Genomic DNA, 18,881 nt, shown 5'->3' on the forward strand with positions numbered 1-18,881 from the left:
CGCATCAGGCCACTGCGCGCGCGAACCTAAGATGGGCACCATGCCCGAAGCACCGCTCGTCCTGGGGATCGAGACGTCCTGCGACGAGACCGGGGTCGCCCTGGTCCGCGCCCACCCCGACCGCAGCGAGCTCCTCGTCGACGCGGTCGCCTCGTCGATGGACGAGCACGCCCGGTTCGGCGGGATCATCCCGGAGATCGCGTCCCGCGCGCACCTGGAGCAGATGATCCCGACCGTCGAGCGCGCGCTCGGCACCGCGGGCGTGACGCTCGCCGACGTCGACGCGGTCGCGGTCACCGCGGGCCCGGGCCTGGTGGGCTCGCTCACGGTCGGCACCGCCGCGGCGAAGGCCCTCGCGTACGGCCTCGGGGTCCCGCTCTACGGCGTCAACCACGTCATCGGGCACGCCGCGGTCGACGAGCTGGTGCACGGGCTGTTCCCGGACCGCGTCATGGCCCTGGTCGTGTCCGGCGGCCACTCCAGCCTGCTGCTGGTGGACGACATCGTCACCGGCGTCCACGAGCTCGGGTCGACGCTCGACGACGCGGCGGGGGAGGCGTTCGACAAGGTGGGCCGCCTGCTCGGGCTGCCGTACCCGGGCGGCCCGCACATCGACCGGCTGGCGCGCGAGGGCAACCCCGAGGCCATCCGGTTCCCGCGCGGCCTCACCGCCGCGAAGGACCAGGAGAAGCACGCGTACGACTTCTCGTTCTCGGGCCTGAAGACGGCCGTCGCCCGGTGGGTCGAGGCCCGCGAGGACGCCGGCGAGGAGATCCCGCTCGAGGACGTCTCGGCGTCCTTCGCCGCGAGCGTCGCCGACGTGCTCACCGCGAAGACCATCGCCGCGTGCCGCCGGCACGGGGTCGACACGCTCGTGATCGGCGGCGGCTTCTCCGCCAACTCCCAGCTGCGGGACCTCGCCGCGCAGCGGTGCGCGGAGGCCGGGATCGACCTGCGGATCCCGCCGATCAAGTACTGCACCGACAACGGCGCGATGATCGCCGCGCTCGGGGCCGCCGTGGTGCGGCGGGGGCTGCCGGCCTCGGGCCTCGGGATCGGCGTCGACTCGACGATGCCGCTGGAGACCGTGACCGTCTGACACCCGGCGTGCGACACCCGGCGCCCTGACGCCCCGCGTCAGAGCGGCCGGCCCGCCCGCATCTCCGCGACGAGCGACGCCACCACCGCGTCGAGCTCGCCGGCGTTGCGCCGGGCCACCGCCCTCTGCCGCTGGTACGACGCGCCCTTGCGGAGGATGACCCGCACGGCGTCCAGCTCCGCGGAGCAGCCCAGCCGCTCGGCGACCGGCTCCAGCTCGACGAGCAGGCGGCCCACCGCGTCGGTGACGAGCTCCTCGTCCCCGGCGGCGTTCGTGATGATGATCGCGTCCATGCCGTACCGGGCGGAGCGCCACTTGTTCTCCTGCGCGAACCACGGGGGCACCGTCGGCAGCGCCTCGCCGCGGTCCAGCATCGTCGAGAAGTGCTCGACCAGGCAGTGGGTGAGCGCGGCGAGCGCGGTGACCTCCAGCAGGCTGGGGGAACCGTCGCAGATCCGGGTCTCGATGGTCCCGAACCGCGGGGACGGCCGCACGTCCCACCGGATCTCGTCGAACGCGTCGATGACCCCGGTGTGCAGCATGTCCCCGACGTAGGACTCCAGCTGCTCCCACCGCTCGAACTGGAACGGCAGCCCGGCGGTCGGCAGCTGCTGGAACATCAGGGCGCGGTTCGAGGCGTAGCCGGTGTCCTTGCCGCCCCAGAACGGGCTCGACGCCGACAGCGACTGCAGGTGCGCGAAGCAGGTGAGCAGCGCGCGGGAGATCGGCAGGACCTTGTCGCGGTCCTCGATGCCGACGTGCACGTGGACGCCGTAGATGAGCATCTGGCGGCCCCACCACTGCGTCCGGTCGATCAGCGTCGCGTACCGCTGCTTGTCGGTGACCTTCTGCTGCGCCCACCGCGCGAACGGGTGCGTGCCGGCGCACATCAGCTCGACGCGCAGCGGGTCGGTGACCGCCCGCACCTCGTCGACGGCGCGCTGCAGGTCCGCGCCGGCCTCGCCGACCGTGCGGCACACCCCGGAGACGACCTCGACCGTGTTGAGCAGGAGCTCCTGGCGGATCGCGGGGTGCTCGCCGCCGTCGGCGGGGCGCACGGCGTCGAGCACGGTGCTGGCGACCTGGCGGAGGTCGCCCGAGTCGGCGTCGACCAGCGCGAGCTCCCACTCGATGCCGACGCTGGACCGCGCCGACGTCGCGAACGGGAGGCGGGCGGGCGTGGTCATGCGGCGACCGGCTCGACGAGGAGGACCTGCTGCTGGCCCCCGACCCGGGTGAGGACGACGGTGGCGCTGGTCGACCCGCGCAGGTCGAGCTGGCGGCGCAGCTGCTCCGGGACGACGGCCGTCCCGCGCTTCTTGATCGTGAGGCTGCCCACGTCGCGCTCGCGGAGGTACGCCCGCAGGCGCTTCAGGCCGAACGGCAGCTGGTCCAGCACCCGGTAGGCCGTGGCGTACGGCGTCGCGTGCAGCGCGTCGGAGGTCACGTAGGCGATGGTGCGGTCCACGAGCCGTCCCTGCACCTCGGCGGCGGCCTCGGCGACGAGCCCGGCGCGGATCACCGCGCCGTCCGGCTCGTAGAGGTACGCGCCGACGTCGCCGACGGGCGGGTGCGCGTGGGCCTCCGCGTCGCCCGCGCGCAGCACCGCGGACCCGCCGCCCGCGCCGAGCAGCAGCGCCGAGCGGCCGGGGCCGTCGGGGGCCAGCGGGCCGAACCACAGCCCGAGCTCCACGACGTCGCCGTCGACGGACACCCACTGCGCCTCGGCGTCGTGCGGCAGGGCGCTGTGCGGGACGCCGGGCCCGAGCTTGAGCCCGAGGGCCGGCACGCGCTCGCGCAGCGCGAGGACCGCGTCCAGCGGCGGGGAGTACGCCGCCGGGTCGTGCACCCGGCTGCCGCCCGCGGTGCGGCGGGCGGGGTCGGCGTAGACCCCGTCGACCCCCTCGGCCGCCAGGTCGAGCGCGAGCCCGTCGCCGTGCCGGACCTCGGCCTCCGGGAAGTGCCGCAGGTTCACGGTGGCGAGCGCGGCGGTCGTCTCGTCCGCGTCGACCGCGAGCACCCGCAGCCCCACGCCCGCGAACGCCATCGCGTCGGCGCCGATCCCGGAGGTCACGTCGGCGACGCGCTGCACCCCGGCGGCGACGTACCGGCGGGCGTGCCGCGCGGCGACCACGAGCCGGGTCGCCTGCTCGAGGCCGGCGGGCGTGAACAGCATGCCGTCGGCGAACTCGCCCAGCTTGTCGTGCGCGCGGGCCCGCAGGCGCGACTGCGTGAGGGCGGCGGCCACCAGGTCGGCGTCGAGGCCGTCCTTGCGCAGCCGCTCCGACAGCGCCATCGCCCGCGCGTCGTCGTACGGCGGCAGGGCCGAGAGCAGGGCCCAGCCCTCGGGGCTGAGGAGCTTCGCGAGGCCGGACTGGTCCATCCGGCGATCCTCGCACGGGCGGCCCCTGCAGCGCCGACGCGCCGGCCGGACGTCCCCCGCGATGCTGGCACTCGCCTTGACCGAGTGCTAACCGCTTCCTAGAGTGCGTGTTGGCACTCTCCCAGCGAGTGTGCCAGCGCACCGCACGGCTGCCGGCACCCGCGACGACGGCCGGCCGGACGGGGCGACAAGGACATCAGGCAGCACTCACACGCGAAGGGGAGGTCCGCTGTGTCGGTCTCCATCAAGCCGCTCGAGGACCGCATCGTCGTCAAGACGCTCGAGGCGGAGCAGACGACCGCCTCCGGTCTGGTCATCCCGGACTCCGCGAAGGAGAAGCCCCAGGAGGGCGAGGTCCTCGCCGTGGGCCCGGGCCGCATCGACGACAACGGCAACCGCGTCCCGCTGGACGTGGCGGTCGGTGACAAGGTCATCTACAGCAAGTACGGCGGCACCGAGGTCAAGTACGACGGCGAGGAGTACCTCATCCTCTCCGCGCGCGACGTCCTGGCGATCGTCAGCAAGTGACACCGCCCGGGCCGTCCACGACGTGACGGCCCGGTGACGCACGACGAGGCCCCCTCCGCACGCGGAGGGGGCCTCGTCGTCGTGTCAGGCGGCCGGAGCGGTATCGCACCGCTGTGCAGTCGCCACGGTGGGCGGCCCGTGCCTCGGGCCCGGGCTCAGGAGGACGCGACGGCCACCGCGGTATCCCACCGCTGCGTGGCCGTCGCGAGGTAAGTGGGTCAGACGACCTCGGCCCGGGTGCGGCCGGCCCGGCTCGCGAGCAGGGCGGAGCGCTCGTCCTCGGACAGGCCGCCCCAGACGCCGTACGGCTCGCGCACGGCGAGCGACTGCTCGCGGCACTCGTTGATCACGGGGCAGGTGGCGCAGATGGCCTTGGCCGCCTCGGCGCGGCGACGGCGGGCGGCGCCGCGCTCGCCCTCCGGGTGGAAGAACAGGTCCTGGTCGGCGTCCCGGCAGGCGCCCTGGTACTGCCACTCCCAGAGCTCCATCACGGGTCCCGGAAGGCGGGAGATCTCGGCCATGTGGTCCTCCGTCCCTGCGACGGCGTGTGCCGTCGGGTGAATCGTGCTGTCCGACAGTCCGGCCGCTTCCCTTGGGACCGAGGTCCCTGGCGCGGCGCTGAACTGCACTGATGAGGACAGTACAACCGAGTCAGCAGTTGTTCAAGACCGTGTCGCCATCCGATCTGACGCGGTTGGGTGGCGAATCGCTTCAGGGCGCGACGGCGGTGGTCCGCAGGTGACGCGCTTGGTCCCGTCGCGCTGACCGGATCGGCCGGCACGATGACGCGGTTGGCCCCGGCGGGCCGCGCTGGAAACCGCGCCAGATCCCCGGCACAATCGACGGCAGAGCGCGCGGGGCACACCGCGCGGACGAGACGGGCGAGATGCACAAGACCGAGGACGGCGACGTGACCGGCGGCCAGGACGGCCGGCCGGAGGGCACCGCCCGCCCGGACGACGACGCCCACCCGGACGCTGTCGCCCGCCCGGACGCGGTCGCCCACTCCGACGACGCCCGTCCTGGTGGACCGGCCGGCCCGGGGAGCCCGAACGACCCGGCGGACGCCGCCGCCGACCCCGCGAGCGGCCCGACGCTGACCGTCGCCGCCGTGGCCGGGCGGCTCGGCGTCGCCCCCGCGACCCTGCGGACCTGGGACCGTCGCTACGGCCTGGGGCCGTCCGAGCACACCGCGGGCGCGCACCGCCGGTACAGCGCGGCCGACCTGGCCCGCCTCATGACGATGCGGTCGCTGACCCTCGACGGGGTGCCGCCGTCGGACGCCGCGCGCGTCGCGCGGGAGAGCGCCCCCGTGCAGCCGGCCCCGGTGTCGGACGTCGCGGCGGTGCGGCACCTCACCGCCGTCCCGGACATGGTCGACGGCTCCGGCGGCTCCGGCGGTGATGCGCGGCCGGCCGACGCCGCTGGTCAGGGACCCGCAGCCCGGCCCCAGCACCCCGCCACCCCGACCGCCGTCATCGACGCCGCTCTGCGGGCCGACGCCGCCGAGGTCACGCGCCTGCTCGCGCTGCCCCCGGACGGCGACCTCGCGCGCTGGTGGTCCGACCTGGTCGGTCCGGCGCGGGCGGGGATCGCGGCCCGGACGGTGCTGGCCCGGCCCGGCGACGAGCCCGACGCCCTCGTGGTGGCGGCCGCGCTCGCGGTGCTGCGCGCCCGCAACGGGCACGTGCCGACGCACCCGTCGCGGCGGCGCATCGTCCTCATGCTCGCGGCACCGGGTGAACCTCGGCCGCTGTCCCTGCACGTCCTCGCCGGTGCGCTGGCGGACTCGGGAGTCGACGCCCGCGTGGTCGCGGGGCCCACCGGCCGGCACCGGCTGCTGGAGATCGCGACGATGACGACGCCGTCCGCGGTCGTGATGTCGAGCGAGCTCACCGCCCCCGACCTGGGGCTCGTCGCCGCCCTCGCGGAGCAGCACCCCGAGCTGCCGGTGTTCGTCATGGTGCCCGACGAGGCCGCCGCGACGGTGCCGCTCGGGACGCAGGTGCACCGGGTCAGGACCGTGCCGGGGCTGGTGCACGAGGTGCTCGCCGTCTGCGGCTAGACCGATCCGTGACCGCTTCACGCTAACGTCGGCGCCGATCCGGCCGATACACCGAGGGTAGCCGGATCCGCCAGGGTCCCGGCACTGGCGAGAGGCGGAGGTCGATGGCGGGCGTCGTGGTGTGCCACGGATCGACGGCGGTGCGAGAGCGCATCGTCCTGACGGCACTCGGCGTGCCCGCACTGGCACCGGTCCGCGCGGCGGCCTCGGTCGACGAGCTGATCACGCTGGCCCGGCGCGTGCCGCCGACCATCGTGCTGCTGGACGCGCACCTGCCGTCCCCGGGCCCCGTCGAGGCGATCCGCCGGCTCCGCGCCGTGCCGTCGCAGTCGACGGTCGTCATGCTCGCGGTGCCGGGCGACGAGATCGCGCTGGACCGCGCCATCTCCCTCGGGGCGCGCGGCTACCTCGCCCCCGACGTCGGCCGGGCGGAGCTCGCCGCCGTCGCCGCGCACATCCTCGCCAGCCCGTCCGTGCCCGGCTCCGGCGGCGGTGCCGCGCACGAGCAGCTCGCGGCGCACGGCGCCGTCGGGAGCGCGCCCACGCCGGTCGTCACCCGCACGGAGCTCCCGGCCCAGAGCACCGGCCGCGACGAGGTCTCGCTGACCAAGCGCGAGGTCGAGGTGCTGGTCGGCATGAGCAACGGCCGCTCGAACGCGCAGATCGGCCAGGAGCTGTTCCTGTCCGAGGACACGATCAAGACCCACGCCCGCCGGCTGTTCCGCAAGCTCGGTGCCGCCGACCGCGCGCAGGCGGTCGCCATCGGGCTGCGCCGGGGCCTCATCCGCTGACGCGGGCGGGCTCCGCCGGTGCCCGGCGCGTCTTCACCGGGCCCTCACGAGGCGCGTCCGGGAGGCACGATCAACCGCCGTATCATCGGGGGATGACCGACCTGGGTACCCCTGGATCCGCCGCGCCTGCCGACCCGTTCGGCTTCATCGGTCTCACCTACGACGACGTCCTGCTCCTCCCGGGCGAGACGGACGTCATCCCGAGCGAGGTCGACACCACGACCCGGCTCACGCGTGAGATCTCCCTGTCGATCCCGCTCGTGTCCGCCGCCATGGACACCGTCACCGAGTCCCGCATGGCCATCGCGCTCGCCCGGCAGGGCGGCCTCGGCGTGCTGCACCGCAACCTGTCCATCGAGGCGCAGGCCCACCAGGTGGACCTGGTGAAGCGCTCCGAGTCCGGCATGGTGTCCGACCCCGTGACCGTGGGCCCCGACGCCACCCTCGCCGAGCTCGACGCCCTCTGCGCGAAGTACCGCGTGTCCGGCCTGCCCGTCGTGGACGCCGACCGCCGCCTGCTCGGCATCATCACGAACCGCGACCTGCGGTTCGTGCCGCCGGCCGAGTTCACCACCCGCCGCGTGCTCGACACGATGACGTCGATGCCGCTGATCACCGGGCCGGTGGGCATCTCGAACGACGACGCCGCCGCGCTGCTCGGCAAGCACAAGGTCGAGAAGCTGCCGCTGGTGGACGACGCCGGCCGCCTGCAGGGCCTCATCACCGTCAAGGACTTCGTGAAGTCCGAGCAGTACCCGCTGGCGACGAAGGACCCGAGCGGCCGCCTGGTCGTCGGCGCCGCCGTGGGCTTCTTCGGCGACGCGTGGGACCGCGTGTCCGCGCTCGTCGAGGCCGGTGTCGACGTGCTCGTCGTCGACACCGCGAACGGCCACGCCCGCCTCATGCTCGACATGGTGCGGCGCATCAAGTCGGACCCGGCGACCAAGCACGTCCAGGTCATCGGCGGCAACATCGCGACCCGTGCCGGCGCGCAGGCGCTGGTCGACGCGGGCGTCGACGCCGTGAAGGTCGGCGTCGGCCCGGGCTCCATCTGCACCACCCGCGTCGTCGCCGGCGTCGGCGTCCCGCAGGTCACCGCGGTGTACGAGGCCTCGCTCGCGGCGAAGCCCGCCGGCGTCCCCGTGATCGCCGACGGCGGCCTGCAGTACTCCGGCGACATCGCCAAGGCCCTCGTCGCGGGCGCCGACACCGTCATGGTCGGCGGGCTCATCGCCGGCTGCGACGAGTCGCCGGGCGACCTGGTGTTCGTCAACGGCAAGCAGTTCAAGCGCTACCGGGGCATGGCCTCGCTGGGCGCGATGCAGAGCCGCGGCGACCGCCGGTCCTACTCCAAGGACCGGTACTTCCAGGGCGACCTCAGCGACGACGAGATCATCACCGAGGGCATCGAGGGCCAGGTGCCCTACCGCGGGCCCCTCGCCGCCGTCGCGCACCAGCTGGTCGGCGGCCTGCACCAGTCGATGTTCTACGTCGGCGCGCGGACCATCCCCGAGCTGCAGGCCCGCGGGAAGTTCGTCCGGATCACGCCGGCGGGGCTCAAGGAGAGCCACCCGCACGACGTGCAGATGATCTCGGAGTCCCCGAACTACACGGTCCGCTGACGGCACCGTCCGCTGACGGCACCGTCCGCTGACGACACGGTCCGCTGACCGCACGACGAAGGGGCCCGGTGCTGCTGCACCGGGCCCCTTCGCGCGTCCTCGGCCGGTCGACCCGCCGCCGAGGTCGTCACTCCTGCACGAGGTCGTCAGTCCTGCGGGACGACCTCGTGCCGTTGTGACGACCTCGACCGCCGCGCGGGTCAGTCGCGGAAGGTCTCGATCCGCGCGCCCAGCTCGACCAGGCGCTCCTGCAGGCCCTCGTAGCCGCGGGCGATGATGTCGACGTTGCGCAGCACGCTCTCGCCCTTCGCCGCGAGCATCGCCAGCAGGATCACCACGGCGGGCCGCAGCGCCGGCGGGCAGGACACCTCGGCGCCCGACCAGCGCGTCGGGCCGGAGACCTGCAGGCGGTGCGCGTCGAGCAGCCGCACGTCGGCGCCCAGCCGGGTGAGGTCGGTGAGGTGGATCGCGCGGCCCTCGTAGACCCAGTCGTGCACGAGCGTGCTGCCGGTCGCGCACGCGGCGATCACCGCGAAGAACGGCAGGTTGTCGATGTTCAGCCCCGGGAACGGCATCGGGTGGATCTTGTCGAGCGGCGCCCGCAGGTCGCTCGGGTGCACCGTGATGTCGACGAGCCGGGTCCGGCCGTTGTGCGCGGTGTACTCCTCGGAGAGCGTGTAGCGCAGCCCCATCTCGGAGAGCGTCGCGAGCTCGATCTCCATGAACTCGATCGGCACCCGCCCGACCGTGATCTCGGAGCCGGTGACGATGCCGGCCGTCAGCAGGCTCATCGCCTCGACCGGGTCCTCCGACACCGCGTACTCCACGTCGGCGTCGATCTGGGCCTTGCCGTGCACGCGCAGCGTGGTGGTGCCGATGCCCTCGATCCGGACGCCGAGCAGCTCCAGGTAGAAGCACAGGTCCTGGACCATGTAGTTGGGGCTGGCGTTGCGGATGGTGGTGACGCCCTCGCGGCGCGCGGCGGCCATCAGCGCGTTCTCGGTGACGGTGTCGCCGCGCTCCGTGAGCACGATCGACAGGTTCTCGGTGCCGGGGTCGGTGACGCGCGCGAGGTACCGGCCGCCGCTCGCGGTCACGGACAGGCCGAACGGGCGCAGCGCGATCATGTGGGGCTCGACGGTGCGGCTGCCGAGGTCGCACCCGCCGGCGTACGGCAGCCGGAACTCGGACTGCTGCCCGAGCAGGGGCCCGAAGAACATGATGATCGACCGGGTGCGGCGCGCGGCGTCGACGTCGATGGCCTCGAGGTCGAGGTCCTTCGGCACGACGATCTCGAGGTCGCGGCCGTCCGCCGACCAGGTGGCGCGCACGCCGACGGAGCGCAGCACGTCGACGATGCGGTCGACCTCGACGATCCGCGCGACGTTCTTCAGCCGGGTGGTCCCGCGGTTGAGCAGCGACGCGCACAGCAGCGCGACGGCGCCGTTCTTCGAGGTGTTGACGTCGAGCCGGCCGGAGAGCTGCACGCCGCCCTGCACGCGCAGGTGCGTGTGCTGCGGGCCGCCGAGGGTGACGATCGGGGAGTCCAGCGCGGCGCCGATCCGGGTCAGCATGTCGAGGCTGAGGTTCTGCGCGCCCTGCTCGATGCGGTGCACGGCGGACTGGCTGGTGCCGAGGAGCTCGGCGAGCTGGGTCTGCGTGAGGCCGCGGTGGCGGCGGGCGGACCGGACGAGCGAGCCCACGTGGGCGAGCTGCTCGGGGAGGGTGGGAGTCACGGTCGGGAGGGACGAGGTCACCGTGGGGACGGTTCCGGTCGTCGGGGTCGTCGTGGTCACGAGGACGACGCTAACTCATGGATGAGATATTCGCGCCACGATGGATGAGAAGATCGTGTGTCGAGCCCGCTGACGTGCGTGAACGCATCTCACGCACGGCGTCACGCGATGAGCGTGTCCTGGATCGGGCGCCCGGCGAACCGCAGGTCCCGCGCGGGGTTGTGCGCGGGCGCGACGGGCTCCGGGGCGCGCACGCGGCCGCGGCTCGGCCACACGGACTCCGCCCCCGGCCCGGTGTGCCCGCGCTCGGCCCGCCACGCGTTGAACGCCTCCGCCCACGCCTGGTGCGCGGTGATCTGGTAGTCGTGCAGCGACACGAGGTCGAGGTCGCCGAGGTGCGGGAACCGGCCGACGATGCGGTCCAGCACGTCGAGCGTCGCGACCACGTCGACGTCCGCGGTGTGCAGGCTGCCGGTGTCGACCACCTGGTACACCCCGCAGAGGTCCACGAGCTTGCGCTTGCCCGACCGGTACCGGTCCTCCGCGCGGTCGAGCACCAGGGGGTCGATGACCGGGCGCAGCGCGCCGCCGAGGCGGTCCTCGACGGTCGGCAGCCCGTGCCGGTGCAGCTCGGCCTCCAGCAGGCACAGGTCGTAGGAGGCGTTGTAGGCGACCACCGGCGTGCCCTCACGGACGGCGTCGGCGATCTGCGCCGCGATCTCCTCCAGCGCCGCCCGCGGCGCCACGCCGTGCGTCCGCGCGTGCTCGGTGCTGATCCCGTGGATCGCGCTCGCGGCCTCCGGGATGGGGACGCCGGGGTCGATCAGCCACGTCCGGACGTGGGTGCCGGCGCGGTCCCGGCGGACGAGCGCCGCCGTGACGATCCGGTCGTGGTCCACGTCGACACCCGTCGTCTCGGTGTCGAACCCCAGCAGCGGTCCGTCGGTCCAGGTCATCCGTCCGAGCTCCTTCCCAGCGCCGCCAGCATCGCACCGGGCGCCCACACGCCCGGGGACCCGCGCCCGGCCTGTCGCGGATGCGGGGTCGCGGCGACGGGGTGAGGCTGGGCGGAGCCCGCGGACGGCGGGACCCCCGAGACGAAGGAGACGTCATGGCACGCCTGACCGGCCGCACCGTCGCGTTCCTCACCAGCGAGCACGGCGTGGAGGAGCCCGAGCTGACCGCCCCCTGGCAGGCGGTGCAGGACGAGGGCGGCACCCCGGTGCTGGTCTCCGCGAAGCCCGGCACCGTCAGCGCGGTGAACAACGACCTGGACCCGGGCGGCGACCACCCCGTCGACCGGACGCTGGACCAGGTGTCGGCGGACGACTTCGACGCCCTGGTCATCCCGGGCGGCACCGTCAACGCGGACACGCTCCGGATGCAGGAGGCCGCCCAGGGCCTGGTGAAGGCGTTCGTCGGCGCCGGCAAGCCCGTCGCCGCCATCTGCCACGGCCCGTGGACGCTCATCGAGGCGGGCGTCGTGGACGGCGTCCGCCTGACCTCCTACCCGAGCCTGGCCACGGACCTGCGCAACGCGGGGGCCGACTGGGTCGACCAGGAGGTCGTCGTGTCGCAGACCGGCGGCAGCACGCTGATCACCTCGCGCAACCCGGACGACCTGCCCGCGTTCTGCGGCGCGGTCGTGGACGCCGTCGCGGGCTGACCGCGCCGCGGCACCCGCCGGGGGGAGACCGGCGCGGGCGCCCGCCCCGGGGTGGGCCGCCCGCGCCGGTACCCTGGGCCGGTGAGCAACGAGATCGAGATCGGCCGCGGCAAGCGGGGACGGCGCGCATTCTCCTTCGACGACGTCGCGGTCGTCCCGTCCCGGCGCACCCGGGACCCCGAGGAGGTGTCCGTCGGCTGGCAGATCGACGCGTACCACTTCGAGCTGCCGGTGCTGGCCGCGCCCATGGACTCCGTGATGAGCCCCGCGACGGCCGTGGCGCTCGGCCGCGCGGGCGGGCTCGGCGTGCTGGACCTCGAGGGCCTGTGGACGCGGTACGAGGACCCGGAGCCGCTGCTCGCCCAGATCGCCGAGCTGCCGGCGTCCGAGGCGACCGCCCGGATGCAGGAGCTGTACTCCGCGCCGATCGACCCGGAGCTGATCCGCCGCCGCATCGGGGAGATCCGCGAGGCGGGCGTCACGGCCGCCGGCGCCCTGTCGCCGCAGCGCACCCAGGAGTTCTGGAAGGACGTCGTCGACGCCGGCGTGGACCTCTTCGTCATCCGCGGCACCACGGTGTCCGCCGAGCACGTGTCGGGCCGCGCGGAGCCGCTCAACCTCAAGCGGTTCATCTACGAGCTCGACGTCCCGGTGATCGTCGGCGGCGCCTCCACCTACACCGCGGCCCTGCACCTCATGCGCACCGGTGCGGCCGGCGTGCTCGTCGGCTTCGGCGGCGGCGCGGCGCACACCACCCGGGTGTCGCTGGGCATCCACGCCCCGATGGCCACCGCGGTGGCGGACGTCGCCGCGGCGCGCCGGGACTACCTCGACGAGTCCGGCGGCCGGTACGTGCACGTCATCGCCGACGGCGGCGTCGGGCGGTCCGGCGACCTGGTCAAGGCGATCGCCTGCGGCGCGGACGCGGTCATGCTCGGGGCGGCGCTCGCCCGCGCGACCGACGCCCCCGGCCAGGGCTGGCACTGGGGCCCCGAGGCGCACCACCCGCACCTCCCGCGCGGCGAGCGGGTGCAGGTCGGCCAGGCCGGGACGCTGCAGCAGGTGCTGTTCGGCCCGGGCCACACCGCCGACGGCACGCTCAACCTCATCGGCGCGCTGCGCCGGGCGATGGCCACCACCGGCTACTCGGACCTCAAGGAGTTCCAGCGCGTGGAGATCGTCGTCTCCCCGTACCAGCCGCGCTGACGCCGCGGTCCGACACCGGCGCCCCGGCCCCGGCACCCGTCGCACGAGGGCCGCTCTCCCGCCAGGAGGGCGGCCCTCGTCGCGTTCGCGCCCGCCGCCCGTGATGCCCGTTCGGGTGTGTGTTTGAGTCCGAATCGGTCTGGCTGGTTGCGATTTCCGGACCGGATCGGGCATGCTGGTCGCGCAGCACCCGCCGCCGGGGACGTCCCGGTGCACACTGGGACCACACGACCACGACGGAGTCGACGTGTACGCAACGGAGCGCCAGCAGCAGATCCTCGCCGCCGCGCGGCGGGACGGCCGCGTGGACGTCGCCTCCCTCGCGACCGCCCTGGACGTCACCCCGGAGACCGTGCGCCGCGACCTCACGGTGCTCGAGCGGCACGGCCTGGTGCGCCGGGTGCACGGCGGCGCGATCCCCGTCGAGCAGCTCGGGTTCGAGCCGGGCCTCGCCCAGCGGGAGGGCCTGCTCGCGGGGGAGAAGGACCGCATCGCCAAGGCGGCGCTCGACGAGCTGCCCGACGGCGGTGCGATCGTCCTGGACGCCGGCACGACCACGGTCCGGCTCGCCGAGCTGCTGCCCACCGACCGGGAGATCACCGTCGTCACGCACGCGCTGCCCGTCGCCACCGTGCTCGCCACCCGCTCGGGCATCACGCTGCACCTGGTCGGCGGCACCGTGCGGGGGCGGACGCTGGCCGCCGTCGGGACGTGGGCGCTGCGGGAGCTCGGCGACATCCGGGTGGACGTGACGTTCCTCGGCACCAACGGGCTCAGCGCCGAGCACGGGCTCACCACGCCCGACCTCGCGGAGGCGGCGGTCAAACGGGCGCTGGTCCGGGCGGCCCGGCGCACCGTGGTGCTCGCCGACCACACCAAGCTGGGCCGCGAGGACTTCGCGCACGTCGCGGACCTCGCCGAGGTCGACACCCTCATCACCGACTCGGGCGTCGCGCCGGAGCTCGCGGACGAGATCGAGGCCGCCGGCCCCCGGGTGGTGCGGGCATGATCGTCACGCTGACCCCCAACCCGAGCCTGGACCGGGCGCTGCACCTGGAGCGGCTGGAGCCGGGCGAGGTGAACCGCGCCGTCGCGACCCACCAGCACCCGGGCGGCAAGGGCATCAACGTGTCCCGGGCGCTCGCGGCGCACGGCGTCGCGTCCCGGGCGGTGCTGCCCTCCGGCGGCCCGGACGGCGCCGAGCTGGTGGCGCTGCTCGCCGCGCAGGGCGTCGACGCGCGGCCGGTGCCCGTGGCCGGGGACACCCGGTCCAACATCACGCTCACCGAGTCGAGCGGCGCGACCACCAAGATCAACGCGCCCGGCGCCGCGCTCGCGCCCGCCGAGGTCGACGCGCTGCTGGCCGCCGTCGAGGCCGAGGTGGCCGCCGGCGCCGACGCGGTGGTCGCGGCCGGCAGCCTGCCCGCGGGGCTCGACGACGCGTTCTTCACCCGGGTCGCCGACCTGGGCGCCCGCCACGGCGTCCCGGTCGTCCTCGACACCTCGGGCGCCCCGTTCGCGGCCGCGGTCCGGCACGGGGGGCTCGCGCTCGTGAAGCCCAACGACGAGGAGCTCGCCGACCTGGTGGGGCAGGACCTCACCACCGTCGGCGACGTGCTCGACGCCGCACGGTCCGTGCGGGCGCTGGGCACCGACGCGGTCCTCGTCAGCCTCGGCGCGCACGGCGCCCTGCTGGTCGCCGACGGCGGGTCCTGGTGGGCCGGCGGGCCGGCCCTGGTCCCCGTGTCCACGGTCGGCGCCGGGGACTCCACGCTCGCCGGCTACCTCGCCGCCGCGGGCCCCCCCGCCGACCGCCTGCGCCGCGCCGTCGCCTGGGGGCGCGCCGCCGTCCTCCTGCCGGGCAGCGCGGTCCCGCGCCCGTCCGACATCCGCACCACCGAGGTCACCGTCGTGGTCGACCCCGATCCCGCACTCGCCCTCAAGGAGCTCTGACATGAGCCAGCCGCTCACCTCCGCCGACCTCGTCGGCGTCGACCTGGTCGCCCGCGACCGCGACGACGCGACGCGTCAGCTCATCGCCCTGCTCGCCGCCGCCGGTCGCGTGACCGACGCCGACGGGTTCCACGCCGACGTGCGCGCCCGCGAGGCCCAGATGGCCACCGGCATGCCCGGCGGCGTCGGGCTGCCGCACGCCCGCTCCGAGCACGTCACCGCGCCGAGCCTGGCCGTCGGCAAGCTGCACGACCCGGTCGACTGGGGCGCCCCGGACGGCCCCGCCACGCTGGTGTTCCTCATCGCGGCCCCCGCGGGCGGCGATGCCGACCACCTGCAGATCCTGGCCGCGCTGGCCCGCCGCCTCGTGCACGAGTCGTTCCGGCAGTCGCTGCTCGACGCCCCCGACGCCGCGACGGTCGCGGAGATCGTCACGCGAGAGGTGGTCCCGTCATGAAGTTCGTCGCCGTCTCCTCGTGCCCCACGGGGATCGCCCACACGTACATGGCCGCGGAGGCCCTCGAGCAGGCGGGCAAGGCCGCCGGGCACGAGGTGCACGTCGAGACGCAGGGCGCCGCCGGGTCGACCCCGCTGGACCCGGCGATCATCGCCGCGGCCGACGGCGTCATCTACGCCGCGGACCTCGAGGTGCAGCACCGCGAGCGGTTCGCCGGCAAGCCCTTCGTCGACGTCGGCGTCAAGAAGGCGGTGCACGACCCGACGGGCGTGCTCGCGCAGGCCGTCGCCGCCGTCGAGCAGGGCCCGGCCGAGCCCACCGCGGCGTCGGCCGCGCCCGCGGCGGCCGCGGGCGGTCCCGCGACGCGGGCGGACGCGGGCGCCGGGGTCGGCACCCGCGTGCGCCAGTGGCTGATGACGGGCGTGTCCTACATGATCCCGTTCGTCGCCGCGGGCGGGATCCTCATCGCGCTCGGCTTCATGATCGCGCAGGCGGCGTGGGGCGAGACGGGCGCGGTCGAGGTCACGCAGGTCCCCGTCGCGGACCTCATCTCCAGCTTCAGCATCACCTCGGGCCAGGACTGGGCGGTGCTGCTGTTCCAGACGGGCGGGGCCGCGTTCGCGTTCCTGGTGCCGGTGCTGTCCGGGTTCATCGCCTACGGCATCGCCGACCGGCCGGGCCTGGTGCCCGGGTTCGTCGGCGGCTCGATCTCCGTGCTCGTCGGCGCGGGGTTCCTCGGCGGGCTGGTCACCGGCTTCGTCGCCGGGTTCCTGGCCCTGTGGATCAGCCGGTGGCGGGTCCCGAAGGGCGTGCGCGGCGTGATGCCGGTCGTGGTCACCCCGCTGCTGTCGTCCCTGGTCACCGGCTTCCTCATGTTCGTCGTGATCGGGCGGCCGATCGCGAACCTGATGGACGGGCTGACGAGCTGGCTGAACGGCCTGTCCGGCTCGAACCTCATCCTCATGGGCGCGCTGCTCGGCGCGATGATGGGCTTCGACCTCGGCGGCCCGATCAACAAGGTCGCCTACACGTTCGCCGTCACGGGCCTGGCGACCGAGGGGCTGGCCACCGACGCGGTGCAGTACCGGATCATGGCGGCCGTGATGGCCGCGGGCATGGTCGCGCCCCTGGCGATGGCGCTGGCGACCTTCGTCCGCAAGCAGCTGTTCACCCACGCCGAGCAGGAGAACGGCAAGGCGGCGGTGCTCCTGGGGCTGTCGTTCATCTCCGAGGGGGCGATTCCGTTCGGGGCGGCCGACCCGTGGCGCGTCATCGTGTCCTCCCTCGTGGGCTCCAGCGTGACCGGGGCGCTCACCATGGCCGTCGGCTCCGGCCTGCGCGCGCCGCACGGCGGCGTCTGGGTGCTGCCGCTGATCTCGAACCCGCTGGGCTTCCTGCTGGCGGTGGCCGTGGGCACGGTGATCACGGCCGGGATCGTCGTCGTGCTCAAGGGCCTCAAGCCGAACCCGCTCGTGCAGGCCGAGCGCGCCGCCGACGCCGCGGCCACCCCGGCCGCCCAGCCCGCCGTCGCCTGAGCCGCGCGACGCCGGGACCTCCGACCCATCCGCGCCCCACTTCGCAGAGGAACGCTCTTCCGATGACGACACGAGCCGAGACCACCCGACAGGCCGCAGCCGGCACGGTGCTGCACGGAGCGGGGGTCGGCCGGCGCGCCGCCGTGGGGCCGGTGGTGCGGGTGCAGCCCGCGCCCGCCGTCCCCGGGGACGCCCCGGTCGTGCGGGACGGCCTGCCCGTCCCGGCCGACGACGTGCCGGACGCGGTGACGGCCGCGTTCGCCGCGGTCGCCGCCGGGCTGCGCGACCAGGCCGACCGGTCCACCGGGACGGTCGCCGAGGTGCTCGGCGCGACCGCGATGATGGCGGACGACCCGGCGCTGCAGGACCAGGTGCTGGCCCGCGTGCGCGGCGGGGAGCCGGCCGTCGCGGCGATCGACGCCGTGGTCGGGACGTTCGCGTCGATGTTCGAGCAGGCGGGCGGGTACCTGGCCGAGCGGGTCACCGACCTGCGCAGCGTGCGGGACCGGGTCGTCGCGCGGCTCGCGGGGCTGCCGGACCCGGGCGTCCCGGAGCTGCGGGAGCCGTCCGTCGTCGTCGCGCAGGACCTCGCGCCCGCCGACACCGCGGCCCTCGACCTGGCCCGGGTGCTGGCCCTGGTCACCGAGGAGGGCGGCCCCACCGGGCACACCGCGATCATCGCGGGCCAGAACGGCATCCCGTGCGTCGTGCGGGTGACCGGCGCGGGGGAGCTCGAGGACGGCGTGCAGGTCGCGGTCGACGCCGCGGCCGGCACCGTCACGGTCGAGCCCGACCAGGCGCTGCGGTCCGCGCTGGAGACCCGCGCCGCCGCCGAGCTGGCGCTGGAGTCCGACACCGCGCCCGGGGCCACCGCCGACGGGCACCGCGTGGCCCTGCTGGCGAACATCGGCACCGCGGAGGACGCCGAGCGGCTGGCCGACGCGGCGGTCGAGGGCGTGGGGCTGTTCCGCACCGAGGTGCTGTTCCTCGGCCGGCAGCAGGCGCCGACCGTCGACGAGCAGGCGACGGCGTACGCCCGGGTGCTGCGGGCGCTCGGCCCGGACCGCAAGGTCGTGGTCCGGACGCTCGACGCGGGCGCCGACAAGCCGCTGGCCTTCGCCAACCTCACGGCGGAGGAGAACCCCGCACTCGGCGTGCGCGGCTACCGCCTCGTCCGGTCGGCGCCCGCCCTGCTGGCCGACCAGCTCACCGCTCTGGCCCGCGCGGGCCAGGAGACCGGCACCGAGCCGTGGGTGATGGCCCCGATGATCGCCACGCCCGCGGAGGGCCGGGCGTTCGCGGAGGCGGCCCGGGCCGCGGGGATCCGCACCGCCGGCGTGATGGTCGAGGTCCCCGCCGCCGCGCTGCGGGCGGGCGCCGTGCTCGACGAGGTGGACTTCGTCTCGCTCGGCACGAACGACCTCGCGCAGTACACGATGGCGGCGGACCGGCTCCGCGGCGAGCTCGTGGACCTGCTCGACCCCTGGCAGCCCGCGGTGCTGGAGCTCGTCGCCGCCACCGCCCGCGCGGGCGCCGAGCACGGCCGGCCGGTGGGCGTCTGCGGCGAGTCCGCGTCCGACCCGCTGATGGCCCTGGTGCTGACCGGGCTGGGCGTGACGAGCCTGTCCATGTCGCCCGCCGCCCTGCCGGCCGTCCGGTTCGCGCTCCGGCGGCACACCCTCGAGCAGTGCCACGCGATGGCCGACGCTGCGCTGGGGGCGGTGGACCCGGCGACCGGCCGGGCGGCGGTGGCGGCGCTGCTCGACGCGGAGGCGCGGGCGACGCTGGGGGTGTGAGGGGCGCGCGGGTGAGGCCCGTGCGTGCGAGGCCCGTGCGTGCG

Annotated in this window: 17 protein-coding genes; 12 read left to right on the top strand and 5 right to left on the bottom strand. The window is 75.0% G+C overall.

From position 1 onward, the window contains the following. The first annotated feature begins 40 nt into the window (after positions 1–40). Positions 41–1,099, top strand: coding sequence for a tRNA (adenosine(37)-N6)-threonylcarbamoyltransferase complex transferase subunit TsaD (gene tsaD, locus QNH85_RS10060; RefSeq protein ID WP_282946192.1), 1,059 nt, complete (start codon positions 41–43; stop codon positions 1,097–1,099). Between the two features lie 38 nt (positions 1,100–1,137). Here tsaD and QNH85_RS10065 read toward each other — a convergent pair whose 3' ends face one another. Then, positions 1,138–2,286: a glutamate--cysteine ligase gene (locus QNH85_RS10065; RefSeq protein ID WP_282946193.1), complete on the bottom strand. Its 1,149-nt coding sequence runs from the start codon at positions 2,284–2,286 to the stop codon at positions 1,138–1,140. After that, the gene (locus QNH85_RS10070) at positions 2,283–3,482 is read right to left on the bottom strand and encodes a class I SAM-dependent methyltransferase (RefSeq protein WP_282946194.1); all 1,200 of its coding nucleotides are present in this window, start codon (positions 3,480–3,482) and stop codon (positions 2,283–2,285) included. The genes QNH85_RS10065 and QNH85_RS10070 overlap by 4 nt, the downstream gene beginning before the upstream one ends. 231 nt (positions 3,483–3,713) lie before the next feature. Between QNH85_RS10070 and groES the strand changes: the two genes are divergently transcribed. Continuing rightward, the gene (gene groES / locus QNH85_RS10075) at positions 3,714–4,010 is read left to right on the top strand and encodes a co-chaperone GroES (protein ID WP_213282811.1); all 297 of its coding nucleotides are present in this window, start codon (positions 3,714–3,716) and stop codon (positions 4,008–4,010) included. 218 nt (positions 4,011–4,228) lie between these two features. Here groES and QNH85_RS10080 read toward each other — a convergent pair whose 3' ends face one another. Beyond that, the gene (locus QNH85_RS10080; RefSeq protein WP_213282812.1) at positions 4,229–4,531 is read right to left on the bottom strand and encodes a WhiB family transcriptional regulator; all 303 of its coding nucleotides are present in this window, start codon (positions 4,529–4,531) and stop codon (positions 4,229–4,231) included. Between the two features lie 365 nt (positions 4,532–4,896). Here QNH85_RS10080 and QNH85_RS10085 point away from each other — a divergent pair, with 365 nt between their 5' ends. From QNH85_RS10085 to guaB, 3 genes are all read left to right on the top strand, one after another. Then, positions 4,897–6,075 carry a MerR family transcriptional regulator gene (locus tag QNH85_RS10085; RefSeq protein WP_282946195.1) on the top strand — a complete coding sequence of 393 codons (1,179 nt, stop codon included), beginning with the start codon at positions 4,897–4,899 and terminating at the stop codon, positions 6,073–6,075. Positions 6,076–6,215: 140 nt separating this feature from the next. Next, on the top strand, positions 6,216–6,866 hold the full coding sequence (locus tag QNH85_RS10090) for a response regulator transcription factor (protein WP_249669298.1): 651 nt from the start codon (positions 6,216–6,218) through the stop codon (positions 6,864–6,866). Between the two features lie 92 nt (positions 6,867–6,958). After that, the gene (gene guaB / locus QNH85_RS10095) at positions 6,959–8,488 is read left to right on the top strand and encodes an IMP dehydrogenase (RefSeq protein ID WP_282946198.1); all 1,530 of its coding nucleotides are present in this window, start codon (positions 6,959–6,961) and stop codon (positions 8,486–8,488) included. Positions 8,489–8,688: 200 nt separating this feature from the next. Here guaB and QNH85_RS10100 read toward each other — a convergent pair whose 3' ends face one another. Both QNH85_RS10100 and QNH85_RS10105 read right to left on the bottom strand, forming a co-directional pair. Next, entirely contained in the window at positions 8,689–10,224 is a 1,536-nt protein-coding gene (locus QNH85_RS10100) for a helix-turn-helix domain-containing protein (protein WP_282946253.1), read from the bottom strand. Positions 10,225–10,385: 161 nt separating this feature from the next. Next, positions 10,386–11,180, bottom strand: a complete 795-nt coding sequence (locus tag QNH85_RS10105) for an exonuclease domain-containing protein (RefSeq protein ID WP_282946200.1) — start codon at positions 11,178–11,180, stop codon at positions 10,386–10,388. A gap of 155 nt (positions 11,181–11,335) precedes the next feature. On the opposite strand from QNH85_RS10105, the gene QNH85_RS10110 reads away from it, so the two are divergent. From QNH85_RS10110 to ptsP, 7 genes are all read left to right on the top strand, one after another. Then, complete coding sequence (locus QNH85_RS10110; protein WP_282946202.1) at positions 11,336–11,890, top strand: type 1 glutamine amidotransferase domain-containing protein; 555 nt, start codon at positions 11,336–11,338, stop codon at positions 11,888–11,890. Between the two features lie 81 nt (positions 11,891–11,971). Next, positions 11,972–13,096: a GuaB3 family IMP dehydrogenase-related protein gene (locus tag QNH85_RS10115; RefSeq protein WP_213282818.1), complete on the top strand. Its 1,125-nt coding sequence runs from the start codon at positions 11,972–11,974 to the stop codon at positions 13,094–13,096. Between the two features lie 247 nt (positions 13,097–13,343). Next, the gene (locus tag QNH85_RS10120) at positions 13,344–14,105 is read left to right on the top strand and encodes a DeoR/GlpR family DNA-binding transcription regulator (RefSeq protein ID WP_282946204.1); all 762 of its coding nucleotides are present in this window, start codon (positions 13,344–13,346) and stop codon (positions 14,103–14,105) included. After that, the gene (gene pfkB / locus QNH85_RS10125; RefSeq protein WP_282946206.1) at positions 14,102–15,049 is read left to right on the top strand and encodes a 1-phosphofructokinase; all 948 of its coding nucleotides are present in this window, start codon (positions 14,102–14,104) and stop codon (positions 15,047–15,049) included. Before QNH85_RS10120 ends, pfkB begins: the two co-directional genes overlap by 4 nt. Before the next feature lies 1 nt (position 15,050). Continuing rightward, positions 15,051–15,506 (top strand): PTS sugar transporter subunit IIA, encoded by a 456-nt coding sequence (locus QNH85_RS10130; protein WP_282946208.1) that lies wholly within the window; start codon positions 15,051–15,053, stop codon positions 15,504–15,506. Beyond that, positions 15,503–17,041, top strand: coding sequence for a PTS fructose transporter subunit IIC (locus QNH85_RS10135; protein ID WP_282946210.1), 1,539 nt, complete (start codon positions 15,503–15,505; stop codon positions 17,039–17,041). The genes QNH85_RS10130 and QNH85_RS10135 overlap by 4 nt, the downstream gene beginning before the upstream one ends. 62 nt (positions 17,042–17,103) lie before the next feature. Beyond that, entirely contained in the window at positions 17,104–18,837 is a 1,734-nt protein-coding gene (gene ptsP / locus QNH85_RS10140; protein WP_282946212.1) for a phosphoenolpyruvate--protein phosphotransferase, read from the top strand. Positions 18,838–18,881 lie beyond the last annotated feature (44 nt).

Origin of the sequence: Cellulomonas endometrii (genome assembly GCF_949769265.1) — a bacterium.
Classification (GTDB): domain Bacteria; phylum Actinomycetota; class Actinomycetes; order Actinomycetales; family Cellulomonadaceae; genus Cellulomonas; species Cellulomonas endometrii.

Excerpts from the sequence above, each read along its gene's own strand:
- tsaD (WP_282946192.1), top strand. The coding sequence starts at position 41 with ATGCCCGAAGCACCGCTCGTCCTGGGGATCGAGACGTCCTGCGACGAG.
- QNH85_RS10065 (WP_282946193.1), bottom strand. The coding sequence starts at position 2,286 with ATGACCACGCCCGCCCGCCTCCCGTTCGCGACGTCGGCGCGGTCCAGC.
- QNH85_RS10070 (WP_282946194.1), bottom strand. The coding sequence starts at position 3,482 with ATGGACCAGTCCGGCCTCGCGAAGCTCCTCAGCCCCGAGGGCTGGGCC.
- QNH85_RS10080 (WP_213282812.1), bottom strand. The coding sequence starts at position 4,531 with ATGGCCGAGATCTCCCGCCTTCCGGGACCCGTGATGGAGCTCTGGGAG.
- QNH85_RS10085 (WP_282946195.1), top strand. The coding sequence starts at position 4,897 with ATGCACAAGACCGAGGACGGCGACGTGACCGGCGGCCAGGACGGCCGG.
- guaB (WP_282946198.1), top strand. The coding sequence starts at position 6,959 with ATGACCGACCTGGGTACCCCTGGATCCGCCGCGCCTGCCGACCCGTTC.
- QNH85_RS10105 (WP_282946200.1), bottom strand. The coding sequence starts at position 11,180 with ATGACCTGGACCGACGGACCGCTGCTGGGGTTCGACACCGAGACGACG.
- QNH85_RS10110 (WP_282946202.1), top strand. The coding sequence starts at position 11,336 with ATGGCACGCCTGACCGGCCGCACCGTCGCGTTCCTCACCAGCGAGCAC.
- pfkB (WP_282946206.1), top strand. The coding sequence starts at position 14,102 with ATGATCGTCACGCTGACCCCCAACCCGAGCCTGGACCGGGCGCTGCAC.
- QNH85_RS10130 (WP_282946208.1), top strand. The coding sequence starts at position 15,051 with ATGAGCCAGCCGCTCACCTCCGCCGACCTCGTCGGCGTCGACCTGGTC.
- QNH85_RS10135 (WP_282946210.1), top strand. The coding sequence starts at position 15,503 with ATGAAGTTCGTCGCCGTCTCCTCGTGCCCCACGGGGATCGCCCACACG.
- ptsP (WP_282946212.1), top strand. The coding sequence starts at position 17,104 with ATGACGACACGAGCCGAGACCACCCGACAGGCCGCAGCCGGCACGGTG.